Here is a 16,460-nt window from a genome sequence, read left to right as displayed (position 1 = left end):
TCCTTATAAATTCTATTACCTCTTAACTTTAACACTAGACTAAGCCATGGAAAAGACCAATTGCATAATTTGCCGCATCAAAGTCTGCCAAATCTTCTGGTTTTTCACCCAAGCCAACTAACTTAACTGGTAAATTCATTTCATTACGAATAGCTAATACTACCCCACCTTTTGATGATCCATCTAATTTAGTTAAAACTAAACCAGTCAATTTAGTAGTTTTATCAAAATCTTTAGCTTGCAAAAGGGCATTTTGTCCAGTTGAGCCATCAAGTACCAATAAAGTCTCAGTTGGTTGATCTGGTAATAACTTTTGGATAGTTCTTTGAATTTTTTCTAGCTCAGCCATTAAATTTTTCTTATTTTGAAGACGACCAGCAGTATCTACCAAAAGATAGTCTACTTTTTCTTTAATAGCCCGTTCTGTAGCATCATACACAACTGAAGCTGGGTCAGCCTTTTCTTTACCTGTTACAACTGGTACATCTACTCGCTTACCCCATTCAACTAATTGTTCAACGGCACCAGCTCTAAAAGTATCAGCAGCAGCTAAAATAACTGATTTGCCTTCATCTTTAAATCTTTTAGCTAATTTACCAATTGTTGTAGTCTTGCCAGCACCATTAACTCCAACAAATAAGTAAACATTTGGCTTATCATCCGAATTATATTCTAGTTTTTCATCTTTATTATTGCCACCCTTATCATAAAGATCGACCAATTTTTCAACAATAACTTGTTTTAATTCATCACGTGACTTAGCATTTTGCAATTTTGCTTCTTCACGAAGTTCTTCAGTCAATTGCTCTGCTGTTTCATAACCAACATCTGATTCAATTAACAAATCTTCCAAATCATCAAAGAAGTCTTCATCGACTGTTCTAAATTTAGCAAAAAATGCATTCAGTCTTGCACCAAAACCTTTATTGGTCTTTTCAAGCCCCTTTTCATAAAGTTCTTCTTGAGAATCATTTTCCTTTTCGGGCTCTAATTCTTGTTCTGGTTCTTCCTCAGATTGTACTTCATCCACAACCTCTTCAGTAACTGTTTCTTGAGAATTATCAGCATCTTCAGTTATTTTATCATTTTCACTAATTTCTTCTTCAACCGATGATTCATCAGAAGTGTTTTCTTCAGTTTCTTCTATTTTTTCCGAATCTTGAGTATCATTATCTACTTTTTCTGAATCTTCAACATTAGAAGAGTCATTTTCCATATCAGTTGTTTCTTCTATATCTTCCTGTTCTTGACTTTGTTTTTCTTCATCTTTTTTCTCTTCTTCATCATTTTTACCGAAAAGAGATTTTTTAATTCGATCAAATAAACCCAATTAGTTCACCTCATGTTTATCTTTCATTTCTTTTAAGGATACTGACACTACTTGAGAAACACCAGATTCTTGCATGACCACACCATATAGTTGATCAGCTTGTCGCATAGTTCCTCTTCTATGTGTTATGACAATAAACTTTGTCTTCATATCATATTTAAGCAAAAATTCCGCAAAACGTGCAACATTGGCATCATCAAGTGCAGCTTCTACCTCATCTAGCACACAGAATGGTACAGGATTTACTTGAAGCATCGCAAATAACAAAGTAATTGCAGTTAATGCACGTTCACCACCAGAAAGCAAACTTAATCGTTGTAACTTCTTACCAGGTGGCTGAGCAATAATTTCAATTCCTGTTTCAAGTAAATTATCTGGTTCAGTTAATTCCAGTTTAGCCTTACCACCACCGAATACCACTGGAAAAATCTTTTGAAAACTTTCAGCAATGGTATCAAAAGTATGCTTAAAACGTGTTTTAACTTCATCGTCAAGTTCAGTCATTGACTTTTCAAGATCATCACGTGCCTTAAGCAAATCATTTTGTTGACCATTCAAAAAGTCATATCGCTGTTTTACATCTTCATATTCTTGAATCGAATCTAAATTCACGGGACCTATATCTTCGATTGACATCCGATGTAATTTTACGCTTTTAGCTAACTCATTACGAGTCTCTTCATTATTTTCACCTTCAGCTTGAGCAATAGCTGCTTCAAAAGTTAAAGAATAATCATCACGTAAAGTTTCAAGTCTTTGATTAATTGAACTATTAAATTTAGCTATTTTAACTGAATAGTCTTCTTGCTCAATAGCAGCATCTTTACGTAAATCATAATTTCGACTGGCTACTTGGTCTAATTGATTAATTTGTGCGTCAAATTGGCCTAATTGCGAACTTAGATCGTTAAGTCTAGCTTGCAATTCATTATTTTTTTGTTCAATCGTGGATTTCTGTTTTTCTAAGTTAGCAGTTTGATTCATTGAATTTTCATCGTTTTGCGCCAAAATAGTCAACTTGGCTGTTAAATCTTCAATCTGCTTTTCACTATTATCAATTTGATGATTTTTTTCATTTTCTTGACTAGATAAATTTTCAAGTTTATTAGTATAAACCGCAATCTTAGGATCTAATTTAGACAGTTCATCTTGAATACGCTGGCTTAAATTATTAAAGTTCTTAATCTTATCCTGCAAATCATTCATTTTTGCTTTTTGCTCTTCACCTTGCTTAGTCAAAAGCATTTGTTTATCATTAGCTTCCTTGATTTGCTTCTTTAATAATTCAATTCGATCATTTCGATCTTTAATTCGTGATTTATACAAAGTGTTAGCATCCAGCAGTCGCTTAACTTCTTTTTCTTGTCCTTGGAAAGAAATTGCTGCCTCATTAATTGCTTGACTGGTCTCACGTAAAGCATCTTGAAGGTCTTGTAATTCAGCATTTACTTTATTACTTTGATCAACTAGATTTTCAAGTTTATCTTGATCTTCATTAAGATTTTGCTTTAAAGTTTTAATTTGTTTTTCAAGCTGATTGATTTCAGTCGCAGTCTGCAATGGTGAATTACTACGCTGATTTCTTTGTCCACCGGTCATTGAACCACCGGGTGAAATAACATCCCCATCAAGCGTAACTATTCTATAACGATTTACTCGTTGAGCAACTGACATTGCAGTATCTATTGTATCTACAATAACAACGCTTCCCAATAAATAATTTATTGCCGCAGTAATATCTTGGTCAGTTTTACTCTCCACCAAATCACTGGCTATTCCTCTAAAACCATCATAAGACTTTAAAGTAGTAACAGTTGATTGAGGAATTCCGTATTGCCGCAAACCATCTAATGGTAAAAATGTAGCACGACCACCATGATTTTGCTTCAGTTTATTAATTGCATTTCTAGCACTAATTCTACTTTCAGTGATCAAGTCTTGAACCCCACCACCTAATGCAGTAGTCATTGCAGCTTCAAGTTCAGCCGGAAATGTAATTAATTCACCCACTGCACCAATTACACCTGCAAAGTCATTCAGATGATTTAACACATTACGAACGCCGTAGTAATAGCCTTCATGTCTTTTTTGGATATTTACTAAAGCTTCATGACGAGCTTCAACCTTTTCAAGTTCATTACGTTCTGCATTAACTACTTGACGAAGATTAGTCAATTCTGTATTTAGCTGATTATTTTGTTTATTTATTCTAACTATAGCGTTCTGTTCTTTTTGACGCTTGTCAGTTAATTTTTTACCTTCTATCCGAAGTTGTTCTAACTGCTTTTGTGCGTCAGTCAATTGCTTAGAAACATCACCAGTTTGATAAGTTGTATCTGCCTGACTTCTTCTTAGATCCGAATTTAAATTAACAATTTGGTTATTTGTTGTAGCTTGATCTTGAAGTAGTTGCATGTAGTTGTTTCGAATATCATCCAACTTTTTATTTAATTCTTCAGGATCCTCATTCAGTTCACCAGTAAGTTGTCCACGTTCAATTTTTAGAACATCTTGTTCATCTTGAAGCTTTTTCTTTTCTTTTTTCAATTCATCTAAATCGGCTTTTAGTTGAACTAAATTTTGCTTTAACTGCTTAACTTGATTTTTATATTCTTCCTTAGTAGCATCATCAAACTGACGTGATTGCTCCGCCATTTGCAAACTAGCGTTCAATTCTGAGAGGTCCTTACTCAATTTCAACAATTTATTTTGTGTATGATCTCTCTCATCACGTAATTTTTTATATTCGGCTCTTTTTTGAGTGACTGCAGCTTGAGAATCTTTAACCTCATCATCTAGTTTAGCCAAGAGAATCTTATTTTTATCAGCAGACTTTTGAATATCTTCTCTTTGTTGATTAATATTCTCAATTTCAAATGCCAATAAACTTTTAAGTTTCTTATCTAAACCAGACTTTTGAAATTTATATTCTTTTGCTAACGAACTTTGTTCATTAAGTGGTTCTAATCGCGATTCAAGTTCTTTAACCAAGTCATTAATTCTAATTAAATTATCTTGGGTCTTTTTAAGCTGATTCTGCGCTTCTTCTTTTTGTTGTTTAAAATGTAAAACACCCGCAGCTTCTTCAAAGATGATCCTTCTTTGTTCCGGACGTGAATTTAATATTTGATCGACCCGTCCTTGTGAAATAATTGCCAAGCTATTTGGCGAAATTCCTGAATCTAGGAAAAGAGTACGAACATCTCGCATACGTACTTGCTGATTATTTATTAAAAATTCACTATCTCCCGAACGTAAAATTCTTCTAGTTACAGAAACTTGATCGGTTTCAAAAGCAAGCTCACGATTTTTATTATCAAAGATAAGGGTTACTTCTGCCTTGTTCATTGGTTTTCTATATTGACTTCCGGCAAAAATAACGTCTTTCATGTTAGTTCCACGAAGTGATTTAGCACTTGATTCACCCATTACCCAGCGAATAGCTTCTGTAATGTTACTTTTACCACTTCCGTTTGGTCCTACAATACCAGTTATTCCTTTATTAAAATGAATAACTGTTTTATCAGCGAATGATTTAAATCCATCTAGCACTAATTCTGTTAATGGCACTGTTTCATCCCCTTATTCAAACTTCTGTAAAGCAGCCTTTGCTGCTTGTTGTTCAGCGGCCTTTTTGTTATGTCCTTCACCTTGTGTTTGAACTTGATCATTAATTTTTAATTCAACTACAAAATGTGACGGTAATTGCGATTCACTAATGACAGAATATTCAATGTTTACAGGACCGTTTTGTTGTAACAATTCTTGTAAATCAGTCTTATAATCACGTGAATCATCAAATTCACCTTTAGCAATTAAAGGATAGACAGTTAAATGCAAAAAGCGTTCAACTGCTGGCATTCCTTGATCCAAGAATAATGCACCATTAAAAGCTTCAAAGACATCTTCTAGCAAAGTTTTACGATTCCTGGCACCTGCTTTTTCTTCACCATTTCCTAAATGAATTTCCTTTTGAAAGCCGCATTCTATAGCAAATTCAGAAAATCCTTCAGTTCTAACGATATTAGATCTTAATCTGGTTAATTCACCTTCATTTAGCTTAGGATAATGACGATACAAGTAATTGGAAACTGCTAATTCTAAAACAGCATCACCTAAGAACTCTAATTTTTCATAATCACGAATCCCATCATCAGGATGTTCATTAGAATAGGAAGAGTGTGTAAATGCTTCTTCTAATAATTTTTCATTATTGAATTCAATATTATATTCATTTTTTAATTTATTTAAAAATTTTGTACTTACCATAAAAATTGCCCCTTTTATACTTTTAAATTATACCAGTTTTATTCTGATTTTTTGAATGCAAAAAAGGCTCGAATCAAAATGAAGTGGGCCGTAAAAGTTAGACACTTTTACGGCTTTTACTATGTCCAAATTAAACAAAAAAACAAAGACTTAAAATTTATAATGATTGGAGAAATGGAAATAAATCCTTATCTGTAATCGCTTCTGAAATAAAATTAAATCGTTCTACCCTACAATATATGGTTAATTTAATAGATCGTCATGGGATCGAAATCTATGATAAATCTAAGGAATTGTTTACCAAAGAATTTAAGGAAAAAGCCATTGTTAGATCATTAACTGGTAATAATTCAATTAATCAGTTGTCTTTAGATCTGGGACTAAGAAGCAACGGTATCTTGTATAATTGGATTCGCGAATATAAGAAAAATGGGTATAATGTCGTTATCAAGAAGAAAGGACGGCATTCCGTTCATGAGTCAGAAGAAGCAATCCCAAACATCGCGCAAAGATTTAGAGAAGCAGATCCAGCAACTCAAAGAAGAAAACTTGAAATTGCGTATCGTCAATGCCTACGTAAAAAAACTAAACGCCTTGGATCAGAAACATCACAAGAAATAGCTCAGGCAGTCACTGAACTAAGGCAAGAATTCAAGGTTAGCTTGGACTATATATTTACAGTCTTGGCTCAAAATAAAGATCTGCCTTTAATAGCTCGCAGTACTTACTACAACATTATCAAGCCTAAAGATAAGCCTAAGAGAAAGAAACCAGGTTTCTTATCCAGAATGAAAGAAATCTTCGATTATCATCAAAGACGTTATGGCTATCGTCGTGTAGCTATGCAATTGCGAAAAGAAGGCTATGCCGTTACAGATCGAGCAGTTCGATACTGGATGCACAAACTTAAGCTCAAAGGTCGAAGACGCAACAAGCGTAAGTATTCCAGTTATAAAGGTACGATTGGTAAGATAGCTCCAAATCTGATTCATCGAGGCTTCTTTGCCATACGACCAAATATGAAGTGGTATACAGACATCACTGAATTTCACTTAAATGGTCAGAAACTTTACTTATCGCCAATTCTTGACGGCTGTGGTGGTGATATAGTTTCTTATTCAATCTCACGTCATCCGGATATGAATTTAGTTATGTCCATGCTCAATAAGGCTTTTGCCAAGCATAAGGCACTTAATGCCTGTATTTTTCACACAGATCAGGGCTGTCAATATCAGAGCAGAGTTTATCAGCGAGCCTTAAAGCTTCATGGCATCACGCAAAGCATGTCTCGTAAAGGTAATTCCATGGATGATGGTCTAATGGAAAACTTCTTTGGCCTGCTCAAAACAGAAATGTTCTATGATCAGGAGTACAAGTATCACAATCTTGAAGAATTAACACAAGCAATCGAAGAATATATCAAATACTATAACAACGAAAGGATAAAGAGCAGACTAAAAGGCTTAACCCCGATTGAATATCGAGATCAAGCCTTAGTCAGCTAGAACAAATATTTGTCTAATTTTTACGTCTCAGTACAAAATGATTCGAGCCTTTTTAACTTAGGTTAATCTTGCTTTTTTACTTAGCGTAAGCAACATTGTACCAGTTAGGGCAACCATCTGATGGCTTAAGTGAGTAACCAGTAAGCTTCTTGTTGACAGCACTAATTGAATAGCTGTTAGCTACAGGAACTACGTATGCCTGATCATCCATATACTTTTGCCATTCGTGGAATTTATCTACTCTGTATGTATGGTTAAATGCTTTTTGTGAATCCATTTCCTCAAGAAGTTGGTTGTTCTTCTTAGTTACAAATCTTGAGTAGTTCATTGGTGCTTTTTCACCATACAGGTCGTTTGGTGATGGTTCACTTGAAAGTGACCATGCACCTAAGAACATATCAACTGATGGATCATCATTTTGAATCTTGTCATAGAATGAATTAAATTCAATTAAACGACCGCCAGTTAATTTAACGTTCAAACCTTCCTTCTTCCATTGTTGGATGTAGTTTTGAACGATTGGTTCTTGAGTTGAGTTACCAGTCATAGCAGCAAGACGGATAGTTAAAGGTTTACCATTTGGTTGTACACGGTAAGTTCCTTTCTTCTTAAATCCAGCCTTGTCTAAGATTTCGTTACCCTTTTTAATGTTGTAGCTATAGCCCTTTACATTCTTATCGAAGTAGTCACCAAATTGCTTAGGAATTAAAGTAGGGACTCTAAAGCTTAAGCCATATGTGTAACGCTTGTAAACTTGATCAACATTCATACCATATGCAATAGCTTGACGAAGAGCCTTGTTATTCATCTTTGACTTAGGATTCATAACATTTTCGCCCCTTTGAGCATCCCATTTACCAACCTTAAAGCCAAGGTATGAGTATGAGAGTGGAACTTGAGCAATAAAGTTTACGCCCTTAGTTCCCTTTACATTTTGCCATTGTGAGTTAATAACTGAGATTACATCAAACTTATTTGACTTAATACTTTGAGCAACTGAATTAGGGTTAATTACACTAGCAGTAATCTTGCTAAGCTTTGGTTTACCCTTGTAGTAGTATTCGTTAGGAACCCAGGTTACTGATTGACCACGAACAACTTTTTGAAGCTTGTATGCGCCAAAGAATAAAGGTTTCTTACGAATCTTGTCACTTGACATTAAATCTTTAAATTTAACATCCTTTAAGTAGTGATATGGAGCTGCTGTTCCCCAGATATAACCATTACCACTAGTATTCATACCAGGTTTCATAGTCTTAAAGTGAAGAATAACTTTACGACCATTGTCACCATCTGGCATTTCAATACCTGAAATAGTATTTGACTTACCTTCATGATATTCTTCAAGACCTACTAAGTCAGCTAAACTTGAAGTATAACGTTGTGACTTAGTTGCCTTGTTAGCAATAATTTCGTAAGCATATTCATAGTCTTTAGCAGTTACAGGCTTACCATCTGACCACTTAACATTTTTCTTAATATTAATAGTTGCAGTCTTAGCCTTTTGGTTAATCTTAATAGTAGCTGCACCTTTATCAGTAAAGACATATTGATCATCTGTAGCAAAAAGTGATTCAGCACCATATTGCATAACTCTAGTATCAGTTGCTGAAGTTGAAAGTTCATCATTAAAGATACCAGTAAATGGGGTATCAGTTTCAACAGCTACCTTTACAGTACCACCATTTTTAGTAGCCTTCTTTGGTACTGCTGAACTAAACTTAGCTGCAGTAGAAGATTCATTAGAATTAGATTCTGAATTACCACAAGCAGCTAAAGTAAGAGCTACACCTGATAATAGTGTAATACCAGCAAAAATTTTTGCCTTTTTCATTATTAAAAATCCTCCAATACTTGGAACAAGTTGACCTTTTTATAATATCACTATTACAAAATGATTACAATAGCATGAAAACGACAGGTATCTTCTTTAAGATATCTGTCGTTTTTTATTAGTATAGATTTAATTATTGAAAGTCTGTATAAAGGATTTTTTATGTTTAGAATTTAGAAGATTTTTACTAATATAGCAGCATTACTTCACGTAACCAACTTGGTACCATAATTGGTGACCGTTGTTATTTTGTGATGGTTTAGTTGAGTAGCCAGTAATCTTGTTGTTAACGGCATTAATACTGTATGAGTTGCTAGTTGGAATTACAAAGGCTTGATCGAACATGTACTTTTGCCATTGGTGGAATACCTTCACACGGTAATCCGTATTAAATGACTTTTGTGAGTCCATTTCTTTAAGAAGACGATTATTTTCAGCTGTAGCAAAACGTTCATAGTTCATTGGTGAAGTTTCGCCATACATTGAAGCTTGTGATGGTTCAGAAGCTAAGCTCCAACCTGCTTGGAAGAAGTCAATATCTTTAGAATCATTTTGTACCTTGTCGTAGAATGAGTTAAATTCCATCAAACGACCACCGGTCAACTTAACGTTAAGACCAATCTTATGCCATTGTTGTAAGTAGTTTTGTGCAATAGCCTCTGCGTTCGGAGAACCTGACATAGTAGCAAAGTGAAGTACTAAAGGCTTACCATTTGGTTGTACACGCCACTTACCTTTCTTCTTGTAACCAGCTTTATCAAGAAGTTGGTTAGCCTTCTTCAAATTGTAGTTATAGCCCTTAATGCTACTATCATGGTATGCACCAAAGCCCTTAGGAATCAAAGTATTAACTTTAAAACTCAAGCCATGAGTGTAACGCTTATTAACAGCATCGACGTTCATTGCATAACCAATTGCTTGACGCAATGATTTATTAGCGACCTTGGAATCCTTATCCATGACATTTTTACCAGTCTTCGCATCCCATTTACCCATCTTGAAACCAAGGTATGAATATGAAAGCGGTACTTGTGCTACCCAGTTAACCCCTTTGGTATTCTTAACTTGATCCCACTGTGAGTTAATTACACCAGCAATATCAAATTTATGACTCTTAATTGATTGAGAAGCTGAGTTAGGACTAACTACTTGAAGAGTAATCTTATCCAACTTTGGCTTACCTCTCCAGTAGTACTTATTTGGAACCCAAGTTACGGATTGACCACGAACAAGTTTTTGAAGTTTGAATGGACCAAAGTACATTGGCTTCTTTCTGATTTGATCAGATGATTGAAGCTTATCGAATGGAACATCCTTCAAGTAATGATATGGAGCTGCTGATTCCCAGAAGTAACCATTACCTGAGAAGTACATACCTGGTTTTAATTCCTTATAGTGAATTACAATTGTACGACCTTTTTCACCATCTGGCATTTCAATACCTGAAATAGCTTTTGCCTTCCCCTCATGGTATTCTTTCATCCCTTCAATTTCTTCAAGAGTTGAATCGTAACGTTGAGCTTGAGTTTTCTTATTAGCTAAAATTTCATATGGATATTCAAGATCTTTGGCATTTACTTGTTGACCATCTGACCACTTAACGCCTTTCTTAACAGTAATAGTTACTGTCTTAGCCTTACGGTCAAGCTTCATAGTTGCGGCACCCTTATCATTAATTCTGTAATGATCATCTGTATCGAATAATGATTCTTCACCGGGAGATGCAACACTTGAGTCAATTGCGGAAGTTGATAATTCATCTGAGAAAATACCAGTAAATGGAGTATCAGTTTCTAATGCGATTGATACTGTACCACCTTGCTTAGTAGCTTTCTTTGGTGTTGATGCTGGGAATTTTTGTGCATCTTTAGCACCTGAGTTATTGTTTTGTCCACTTTGACCACATGCTGCTAAAGTTAATACAGCACCCGATAATAAACCGATTGAACCGAAAAGTTGTGCTTTCTTCATATCTTTTTGCCTCCATTATTGGTTCAAAATTTCTCTTATTTGTCTTTGAATCAAGTTGATGATTAAATATACCACGTTAAATTAATTTTTCAATAGTTTTATGAAAATATTTTTAATTTTTATCTTATTTATATCAAATATTGTTTTTATGTTATATACATAAAAACAGCTCTATCATAAGATAGAGCTGTTTTAATATATTTATATTATATTAATTTTCACGTTGTCTTGCATCACCAGCACGTTGAAGTGCACGACCAACATAGTTAATGCTTAATGAAATTACTAACAGTAATAATGTAGCAGGAAGCCATAACCATGGACGATTAATAACGTTAACTGGGTCATTGGCAAATCCAATCAGCGTACCTAGTGATGGAGTGGTTGTAGGCAAACCATAACCTAAGTATGAAAGACTAGTTTCAATACCAATGTTACCAGCAATAGTTAAAACAACGTCGATGATAATCATAGAAGTAATGTTTGGTAAAACTTCACGGAACATAATTTGTAAGTTAGATGAACCTGAAGTCTTTGAAGCCAAAACATAATCACGATCACGTTGTGACAAAATAAATGAACGGTAATAACGAGCTGTAGTTGTCCAACCAAACATCGCAATTAATAATACTAAAGTTACGGCATTATAGTTAGGAATAACAGTAGTTAATACAATAATAATTGGCATTTGTGGCAAAATTTGAACAAAGTCAACTATTCTCATAATAACAGAGTCAATTGCTCCACCATAATATCCGGATACTAAACCAACTATCAAACCAACGATTTCGGTAATTAAAGTAACTGATAAACCAATCATGATTGAGTTTCTACCACCCATCATGAGTAATTTAAGAATATCACGACCACCATCATCAGTACCTAAGAGGTGGCCTGCTTCACCCCATCCATAGTAGGCATCGGCAATGTTCATTTCAGTTACTTGAGCTTTATTTAAGAATAAGGAACCACCGAACGTGAATAACAAAATTAAAATAATAATAATCAATGCTGCACAAGCAGACTTTGAACGCAAAATTTCGCGAATAGCAACTCGGAATCCAGAAGGTGGGAGAGTAGCCTTTTCGTTAGCTTCTTTTTGTTTTGCTGTTTTTGCAGAAGTTTCTTTTTTATCAGCCATTTCTTCTCTCCTTCCTATTGAATTCTAATACGTGGGTCAATAATACTCATAATGATATCTGACAGTAAGTTACCAATTAATGTTAAGATACCAAAAATAAGAATCAAAGCAGTCAAAGTAGTGTAATCACGTTGTCCAATTGAGTCAAGGAACAACTTACCCATACCAGGATAACTAAATACACTTTCAATAATCATTGAACCACTAAGAAGACCAGTAATAGTGTTACCTAAGAAGGCAGCAATTGGCAATAAAGAGTTTCTTAAAATATGCTTATGGGAAACAACATTTTCAGGTACACCCTTACTCCGAGCAGTTCTTACGTAATCTTCAACTTTATTATCAACAATACCAGTTCTTAAGTATTGAACAGTACTAGTAGTAGTGATCAAAGCATACAAAATTGCTGGTAAAATCATGTGATAAATTCGACTACCAAATACGCCCCAGAATCCTGATGCATTAGCAGAAACGGAACCTGAGATTGGGAACCAGCCTAAAGTAAAGCCAAATAGCCACAAACCTAAAATGTAGAATACGAATCCTGGTGTAGCCAATGTGATGTAGTTGAAAATTTGTACACTTGTATCTTGCCATTCATCTTGGTGACGACCAGCAGTAATACCAAGTGGGATAGCAATACTATAAGTTAAAATAGTAGTTAAAAGTGACAGCCAGAAAGTGTTACTTGCACGATCAGCAATCAATGAAGTTACTGGAACATGTTGAATATAACTAGTTCCTAAATCTCCATGGAACAAGTTACCTACCCATCTAAGATATTGCACATACCAAGGATCATAAAGTCCTGCTGCCCTTCTCAAAGCTTCAATTTGTTTAGGGTCAGTGTTAGGGTTAATTGATCCACTAAATGGGTCACCTGGCATCATTTTAGCCAAAAGGAAGACTAATAAACTCAAGATGATCAATTGAGGGATCATGATTAACAAACGACGTAAGATTGTTTTCCACATGCTTAATCACTCTCCTTTTCTTCTCGCTCTTCAAGTTTAGCTTCCTGAACCATATCTTGTGGCAATGCTACCCAGTGATTTGGAGCTACCTTTTGAAGTGGATATACGCGACCATCTTTGTCGTACCACTTACTTTGATCTTCTTCAAATTCTTTTTCTACTTGTTCACGATGCTTCTTATGTTCTTCACGATGTTCTACATCAACCTTAGGAATAGCCGAAAGAAGTCGCTTAGTATAAATATGAATTGGATGCTTATAAATTTCTTCACGACTACCTAATTCTACTAATCGACCACGGTGCATAATAGCTAAGTTCTCTGACATATGCTTAACAACACCTAAATCGTGAGAAATAAATAAGTAAGCAATATTATATTGTTGTTGAATATGCTTCATGAAGTTCAAAACTTGTGCTTGAACTGATAAATCCAAAGCACTAGTTGGTTCATCAGCAACAATCAATTTAGGATTAGTAGCAACAGCACGCGCAACACCGATTCTTTGACGCTGACCACCTGAGAATTCGTGAGGATACTTGTAGATCGCATCACTAGGCATACCTACAATATCAAGCAATTCTTGTACACGATCACGTTCTTGATCGGTAGTCAAATTTTCAAAATTTCGAATTGGCTCAGCAATAATGTCTTCGATTCTCTTTCTTGGATTCAAACTTGACATAGAATCCTGGAAAATCATTTGGACATCTTTGTTATAATCAAGCTTTTTACGATTGCTTGCTTTAGTTACGTCTAAGCCTTTATACATAATTTGGCCGCCTGTAACTTTTTCTACTCCCACAATTGCCTTACCAGTTGTAGATTTACCAGATCCAGATTCACCAATTAAACCATAAGTTTCACCTTCGCTAATTGAGAAATTAACTCCATCAACCGCACGAACGTAATCGGTAATTCTGTTCCAAAAACCGGAACGAATTGGGTAATAGACCTTTAGATCTTTTATCTGAATAATTTCTTTTGCCATAAACTACTCCCCACTTGCTGTTACCTTTTGCGTATTATCTTCATTCTCAAAGTGGAATGATTTCCAGCAAGTACATCTTACCCAGTGTCCTGGTGCAACTTCATGTACTTGTGGATCCTTTTCATGAGCACTTGCAGGAATCCAAGGAATTCTCGCAGCAAAACGATCACCACTACGTGGCATATTTTTAAGCGATGGTACAGTTCCATGGATAACATGAAGATCTTCATCAGTATCATCTGATTGAGGCATTGAATTAAGAAGTGATCTTGTATATGGATGAAGTGGATTTTCAAAAATAGTTTTTACATCCGCTTTTTCCACAATTTGACCAGCATACATAACTGCAACTTCATCGGCTGTTTCAGCTACAACACCTAAGTCGTGTGTAATCAAAATAATACCTGAATGTGATTGCTTTTGAATATCTTCAAGCAAGTCCAAAATCTGTGCTTGAATAGTTACATCCAAAGCAGTAGTTGGTTCATCAGCAATAATAACTTCTGGCTTACATGCAATAGCCATGGCAATAACTACACGCTGACGAAGTCCACCTGACAGTTCATGTGGATACATTTCATACATTTCTTCAGGTCTTGGCATTCCTACTTGATTAAACAATTCAATTACACGTGCATGACGTGCCTTTTCATCCATATCAGTATGGTAATAAAGTGTTTCAGCAACTTGATCACCTACACGCATCAATGGATTCAAACTGGCTAGAGGATCTTGAAAGATCATTCCGATCTTATCCCCACGAATTTTATTAAATAAAGATTCATTTAAGCCAACAAGGTTTAATTCATTGTAAAGAATGTCCCCTGTAACTTTAGTGTTTTTATGGTCATACAATCCAATGATACTTGCAGCAATAGTACTTTTACCACAACCAGATTCACCTACAACAGCTAAAATCTCGTTACGCTTCAAAGTTAAATTAATATCATCTGCAGCATCATAGAATTTCCCTTGCAAACGGTACGCCGTATGCAGGTGCTGGATATCTAGTAATAGATCACTCTGCTTTTCCAAAGGTCATTCCTCCATTTAAGACTTCATTAAAAGTCGTTTAATCTTTTCTATTTATTTTCTAATTATAAACACAAAGCCGGTCGTATGCAAATAACGACACGGCTTTTTTTAGGAAATTAACCTTGATGAGACTTAATATATGAGACTGCATCACCAACAGTTTTAATTTTTTCAGCTTCATCATCTGGAATTTCTGCACCGAATTCATCTTCAAGTTGCAAAATAAATTCAACTAAATCAATTGAATCAGCATCTAAATCATTCATAAAGTTTGTGTTTTCAGTGATACTATCCTTATCCACTTCAAAATTATCGGCAATAAGATCTTTAATCTTATTAAAAATTTCTTCTTCTGACATTTTTTAGTTCTCCTTTTTAATAAAGTATTGTACTATTTTTCACTAAATTCGTCTCTAAAATCTTCAACAAGTTTTTCTTTAATCATTTTATCAACTTGTTTGAGTGTGTAATAAATAGGACGTTCATTTGAGCGGCCATGTGTCTTCACCACTGGAGCGTTAACACCGAGTAACACAGCACCGCCATATTTAGCAGTATCAAATTTTGACTTCAAACTGGCTAATGATCCTTTAACCATTAATGCACCCATTTTAGTCATAAGATTGCCATTCAAAAGACTATCTTTTAATAAATGCAAAATTACGCTTGAAGTTCCTTCAATATTTTTAAGAACTGCATTACCTGTAAATCCATCTGTAACTACTACATCTGCATTACCAAGTAATAACTCGTTTCCTTCAATATTGCCTACAAAGTTCAAATCACTATCTTTTAATAGTTCATAGGCTTTTTGGTGGACATCGTCACCCTTATCGCTTTCGGCACCATTATTTAATAAAGCAATTCTGGGATTGTCAATGCCGCGAATTTTTTGAGCATAGTATGATGCCATTTCAGCCCATTGAAGCAAGTATTCTGGCTTACTCTTAGCATTAGCACCAACGTCTACCATGTTAAAGCCATCATCGCTATTTTGAACCGGTAAAGTTGGCATTAAGCCTGGCCGAACAATGCCTTTAATTCTTCCAATAATAAAAATACCACATGCAAGAAGGGCACCAGTATTACCAAGTGACAACAACGCATCTGCCTTGCCTTCTTTAACAAAGTTAGCAGCTACAACCATTGAAGAATCCTTTTTTCTTCTAATCGCCTTAACTGGTTCATCTTCATCTGCAATTGTTTCAGTAGTAGCCACAACTCCCAATTGATCATTAATCTGATCAGCTGGAATTAATTCACGTAATTGCTCTTTATCACCAAATAATAAAAATTTAGTTTCTGGCATCTCATTTTTTGCTTTTAAAACTGCTTTTACTATGGCTTCTGGAGCATTCTCGCCCCCCATGGCATCAATAGCAATTGTTCTCATAATTTCACCACAATCTTTT

The 16,460-nt window shown here is 35.0% G+C and carries 12 protein-coding genes; 1 reads left to right on the top strand and 11 read right to left on the bottom strand.

Going from position 1 to position 16,460, the window contains the following annotated elements; all coding sequences use genetic code 11:
- Positions 1 to 34: 34 nt before the first annotated feature.
- Genes ftsY through rnc form a run of 3 tightly spaced genes read right to left on the bottom strand, consistent with a single transcriptional unit; the run spans position 35 to position 5,599 of the window.
- Positions 35 to 1,330: a signal recognition particle-docking protein FtsY gene (gene ftsY / locus SO785_RS02370; RefSeq protein ID WP_003547883.1), complete on the bottom strand. Its 1,296-nt coding sequence runs from the start codon at positions 1,328 to 1,330 to the stop codon at positions 35 to 37.
- A complete protein-coding gene (smc, locus tag SO785_RS02365; protein WP_011254411.1) occupies positions 1,331 to 4,900 on the bottom strand; it encodes a chromosome segregation protein SMC in 3,570 nt (1,189 codons plus the stop codon).
- A gap of 12 nt (positions 4,901 to 4,912) precedes the next feature.
- A complete protein-coding gene (gene rnc, locus SO785_RS02360) occupies positions 4,913 to 5,599 on the bottom strand; it encodes a ribonuclease III (protein ID WP_003547887.1) in 687 nt (228 codons plus the stop codon).
- 155 nt (positions 5,600 to 5,754) lie between these two features.
- Between rnc and SO785_RS02355 the strand changes: the two genes are divergently transcribed.
- The gene (locus tag SO785_RS02355; protein ID WP_035654360.1) at positions 5,755 to 7,104 is read left to right on the top strand and encodes an IS3 family transposase; all 1,350 of its coding nucleotides are present in this window, start codon (positions 5,755 to 5,757) and stop codon (positions 7,102 to 7,104) included.
- A gap of 76 nt (positions 7,105 to 7,180) precedes the next feature.
- Here SO785_RS02355 and SO785_RS02350 read toward each other — a convergent pair whose 3' ends face one another.
- From SO785_RS02350 to plsX, 8 genes are all read right to left on the bottom strand, one after another.
- Positions 7,181 to 8,938, bottom strand: coding sequence for an oligopeptide ABC transporter substrate-binding protein (locus tag SO785_RS02350; RefSeq protein WP_021874103.1), 1,758 nt, complete (start codon positions 8,936 to 8,938; stop codon positions 7,181 to 7,183).
- A 201-nt stretch (positions 8,939 to 9,139) separates the two neighbouring features.
- The gene (locus SO785_RS02345) at positions 9,140 to 10,909 is read right to left on the bottom strand and encodes an oligopeptide ABC transporter substrate-binding protein (RefSeq protein ID WP_003547891.1); all 1,770 of its coding nucleotides are present in this window, start codon (positions 10,907 to 10,909) and stop codon (positions 9,140 to 9,142) included.
- Between the two features lie 211 nt (positions 10,910 to 11,120).
- Positions 11,121 to 12,050, bottom strand: a complete 930-nt coding sequence (locus SO785_RS02340) for an ABC transporter permease (RefSeq protein ID WP_003547893.1) — start codon at positions 12,048 to 12,050, stop codon at positions 11,121 to 11,123.
- 14 nt (positions 12,051 to 12,064) lie between these two features.
- Positions 12,065 to 13,024, bottom strand: coding sequence for an oligopeptide ABC transporter permease (opp4B, locus tag SO785_RS02335; protein WP_021874104.1), 960 nt, complete (start codon positions 13,022 to 13,024; stop codon positions 12,065 to 12,067).
- 2 nt (positions 13,025 to 13,026) lie between these two features.
- Complete coding sequence (locus SO785_RS02330; protein WP_003547895.1) at positions 13,027 to 14,013, bottom strand: ATP-binding cassette domain-containing protein; 987 nt, start codon at positions 14,011 to 14,013, stop codon at positions 13,027 to 13,029.
- Between the two features lie 3 nt (positions 14,014 to 14,016).
- A complete protein-coding gene (locus tag SO785_RS02325) occupies positions 14,017 to 15,048 on the bottom strand; it encodes an ABC transporter ATP-binding protein (protein WP_003547898.1) in 1,032 nt (343 codons plus the stop codon).
- A gap of 116 nt (positions 15,049 to 15,164) precedes the next feature.
- Positions 15,165 to 15,407 (bottom strand): acyl carrier protein, encoded by a 243-nt coding sequence (gene acpP, locus SO785_RS02320; protein WP_003547899.1) that lies wholly within the window; start codon positions 15,405 to 15,407, stop codon positions 15,165 to 15,167.
- Between the two features lie 32 nt (positions 15,408 to 15,439).
- On the bottom strand, positions 15,440 to 16,441 hold the full coding sequence (gene plsX / locus SO785_RS02315) for a phosphate acyltransferase PlsX (RefSeq protein ID WP_003547901.1): 1,002 nt from the start codon (positions 16,439 to 16,441) through the stop codon (positions 15,440 to 15,442).
- Between the last annotated feature and the right edge of the window lie 19 nt (positions 16,442 to 16,460).

The sequence above is a fragment of the Lactobacillus acidophilus genome, assembly GCF_034298135.1.
In the GTDB taxonomy this organism is placed as follows: Bacteria; Bacillota; Bacilli; order Lactobacillales; family Lactobacillaceae; genus Lactobacillus; species Lactobacillus acidophilus.
Note: the sequence above shows the minus strand (reverse complement) of the source record. Positions and strands in the feature narration are given on the sequence as shown.

What these genes read in the sequence shown, in the direction of transcription:
- plsX (WP_003547901.1), bottom strand. Translation starts at nt 16,441, where the DNA reads ATGAGAACAATTGCTATTGATGCCATGGGGGGCGAGAATGCTCCAGAA.
- SO785_RS02340 (WP_003547893.1), bottom strand. Translation starts at nt 12,050, where the DNA reads ATGGCTGATAAAAAAGAAACTTCTGCAAAAACAGCAAAACAAAAAGAA.
- SO785_RS02345 (WP_003547891.1), bottom strand. Translation starts at nt 10,909, where the DNA reads ATGAAGAAAGCACAACTTTTCGGTTCAATCGGTTTATTATCGGGTGCT.
- acpP (WP_003547899.1), bottom strand. Translation starts at nt 15,407, where the DNA reads ATGTCAGAAGAAGAAATTTTTAATAAGATTAAAGATCTTATTGCCGAT.
- SO785_RS02350 (WP_021874103.1), bottom strand. Translation starts at nt 8,938, where the DNA reads ATGAAAAAGGCAAAAATTTTTGCTGGTATTACACTATTATCAGGTGTA.
- SO785_RS02330 (WP_003547895.1), bottom strand. Translation starts at nt 14,013, where the DNA reads ATGGCAAAAGAAATTATTCAGATAAAAGATCTAAAGGTCTATTACCCA.
- opp4B (WP_021874104.1), bottom strand. Translation starts at nt 13,024, where the DNA reads ATGTGGAAAACAATCTTACGTCGTTTGTTAATCATGATCCCTCAATTG.
- rnc (WP_003547887.1), bottom strand. Translation starts at nt 5,599, where the DNA reads ATGGTAAGTACAAAATTTTTAAATAAATTAAAAAATGAATATAATATT.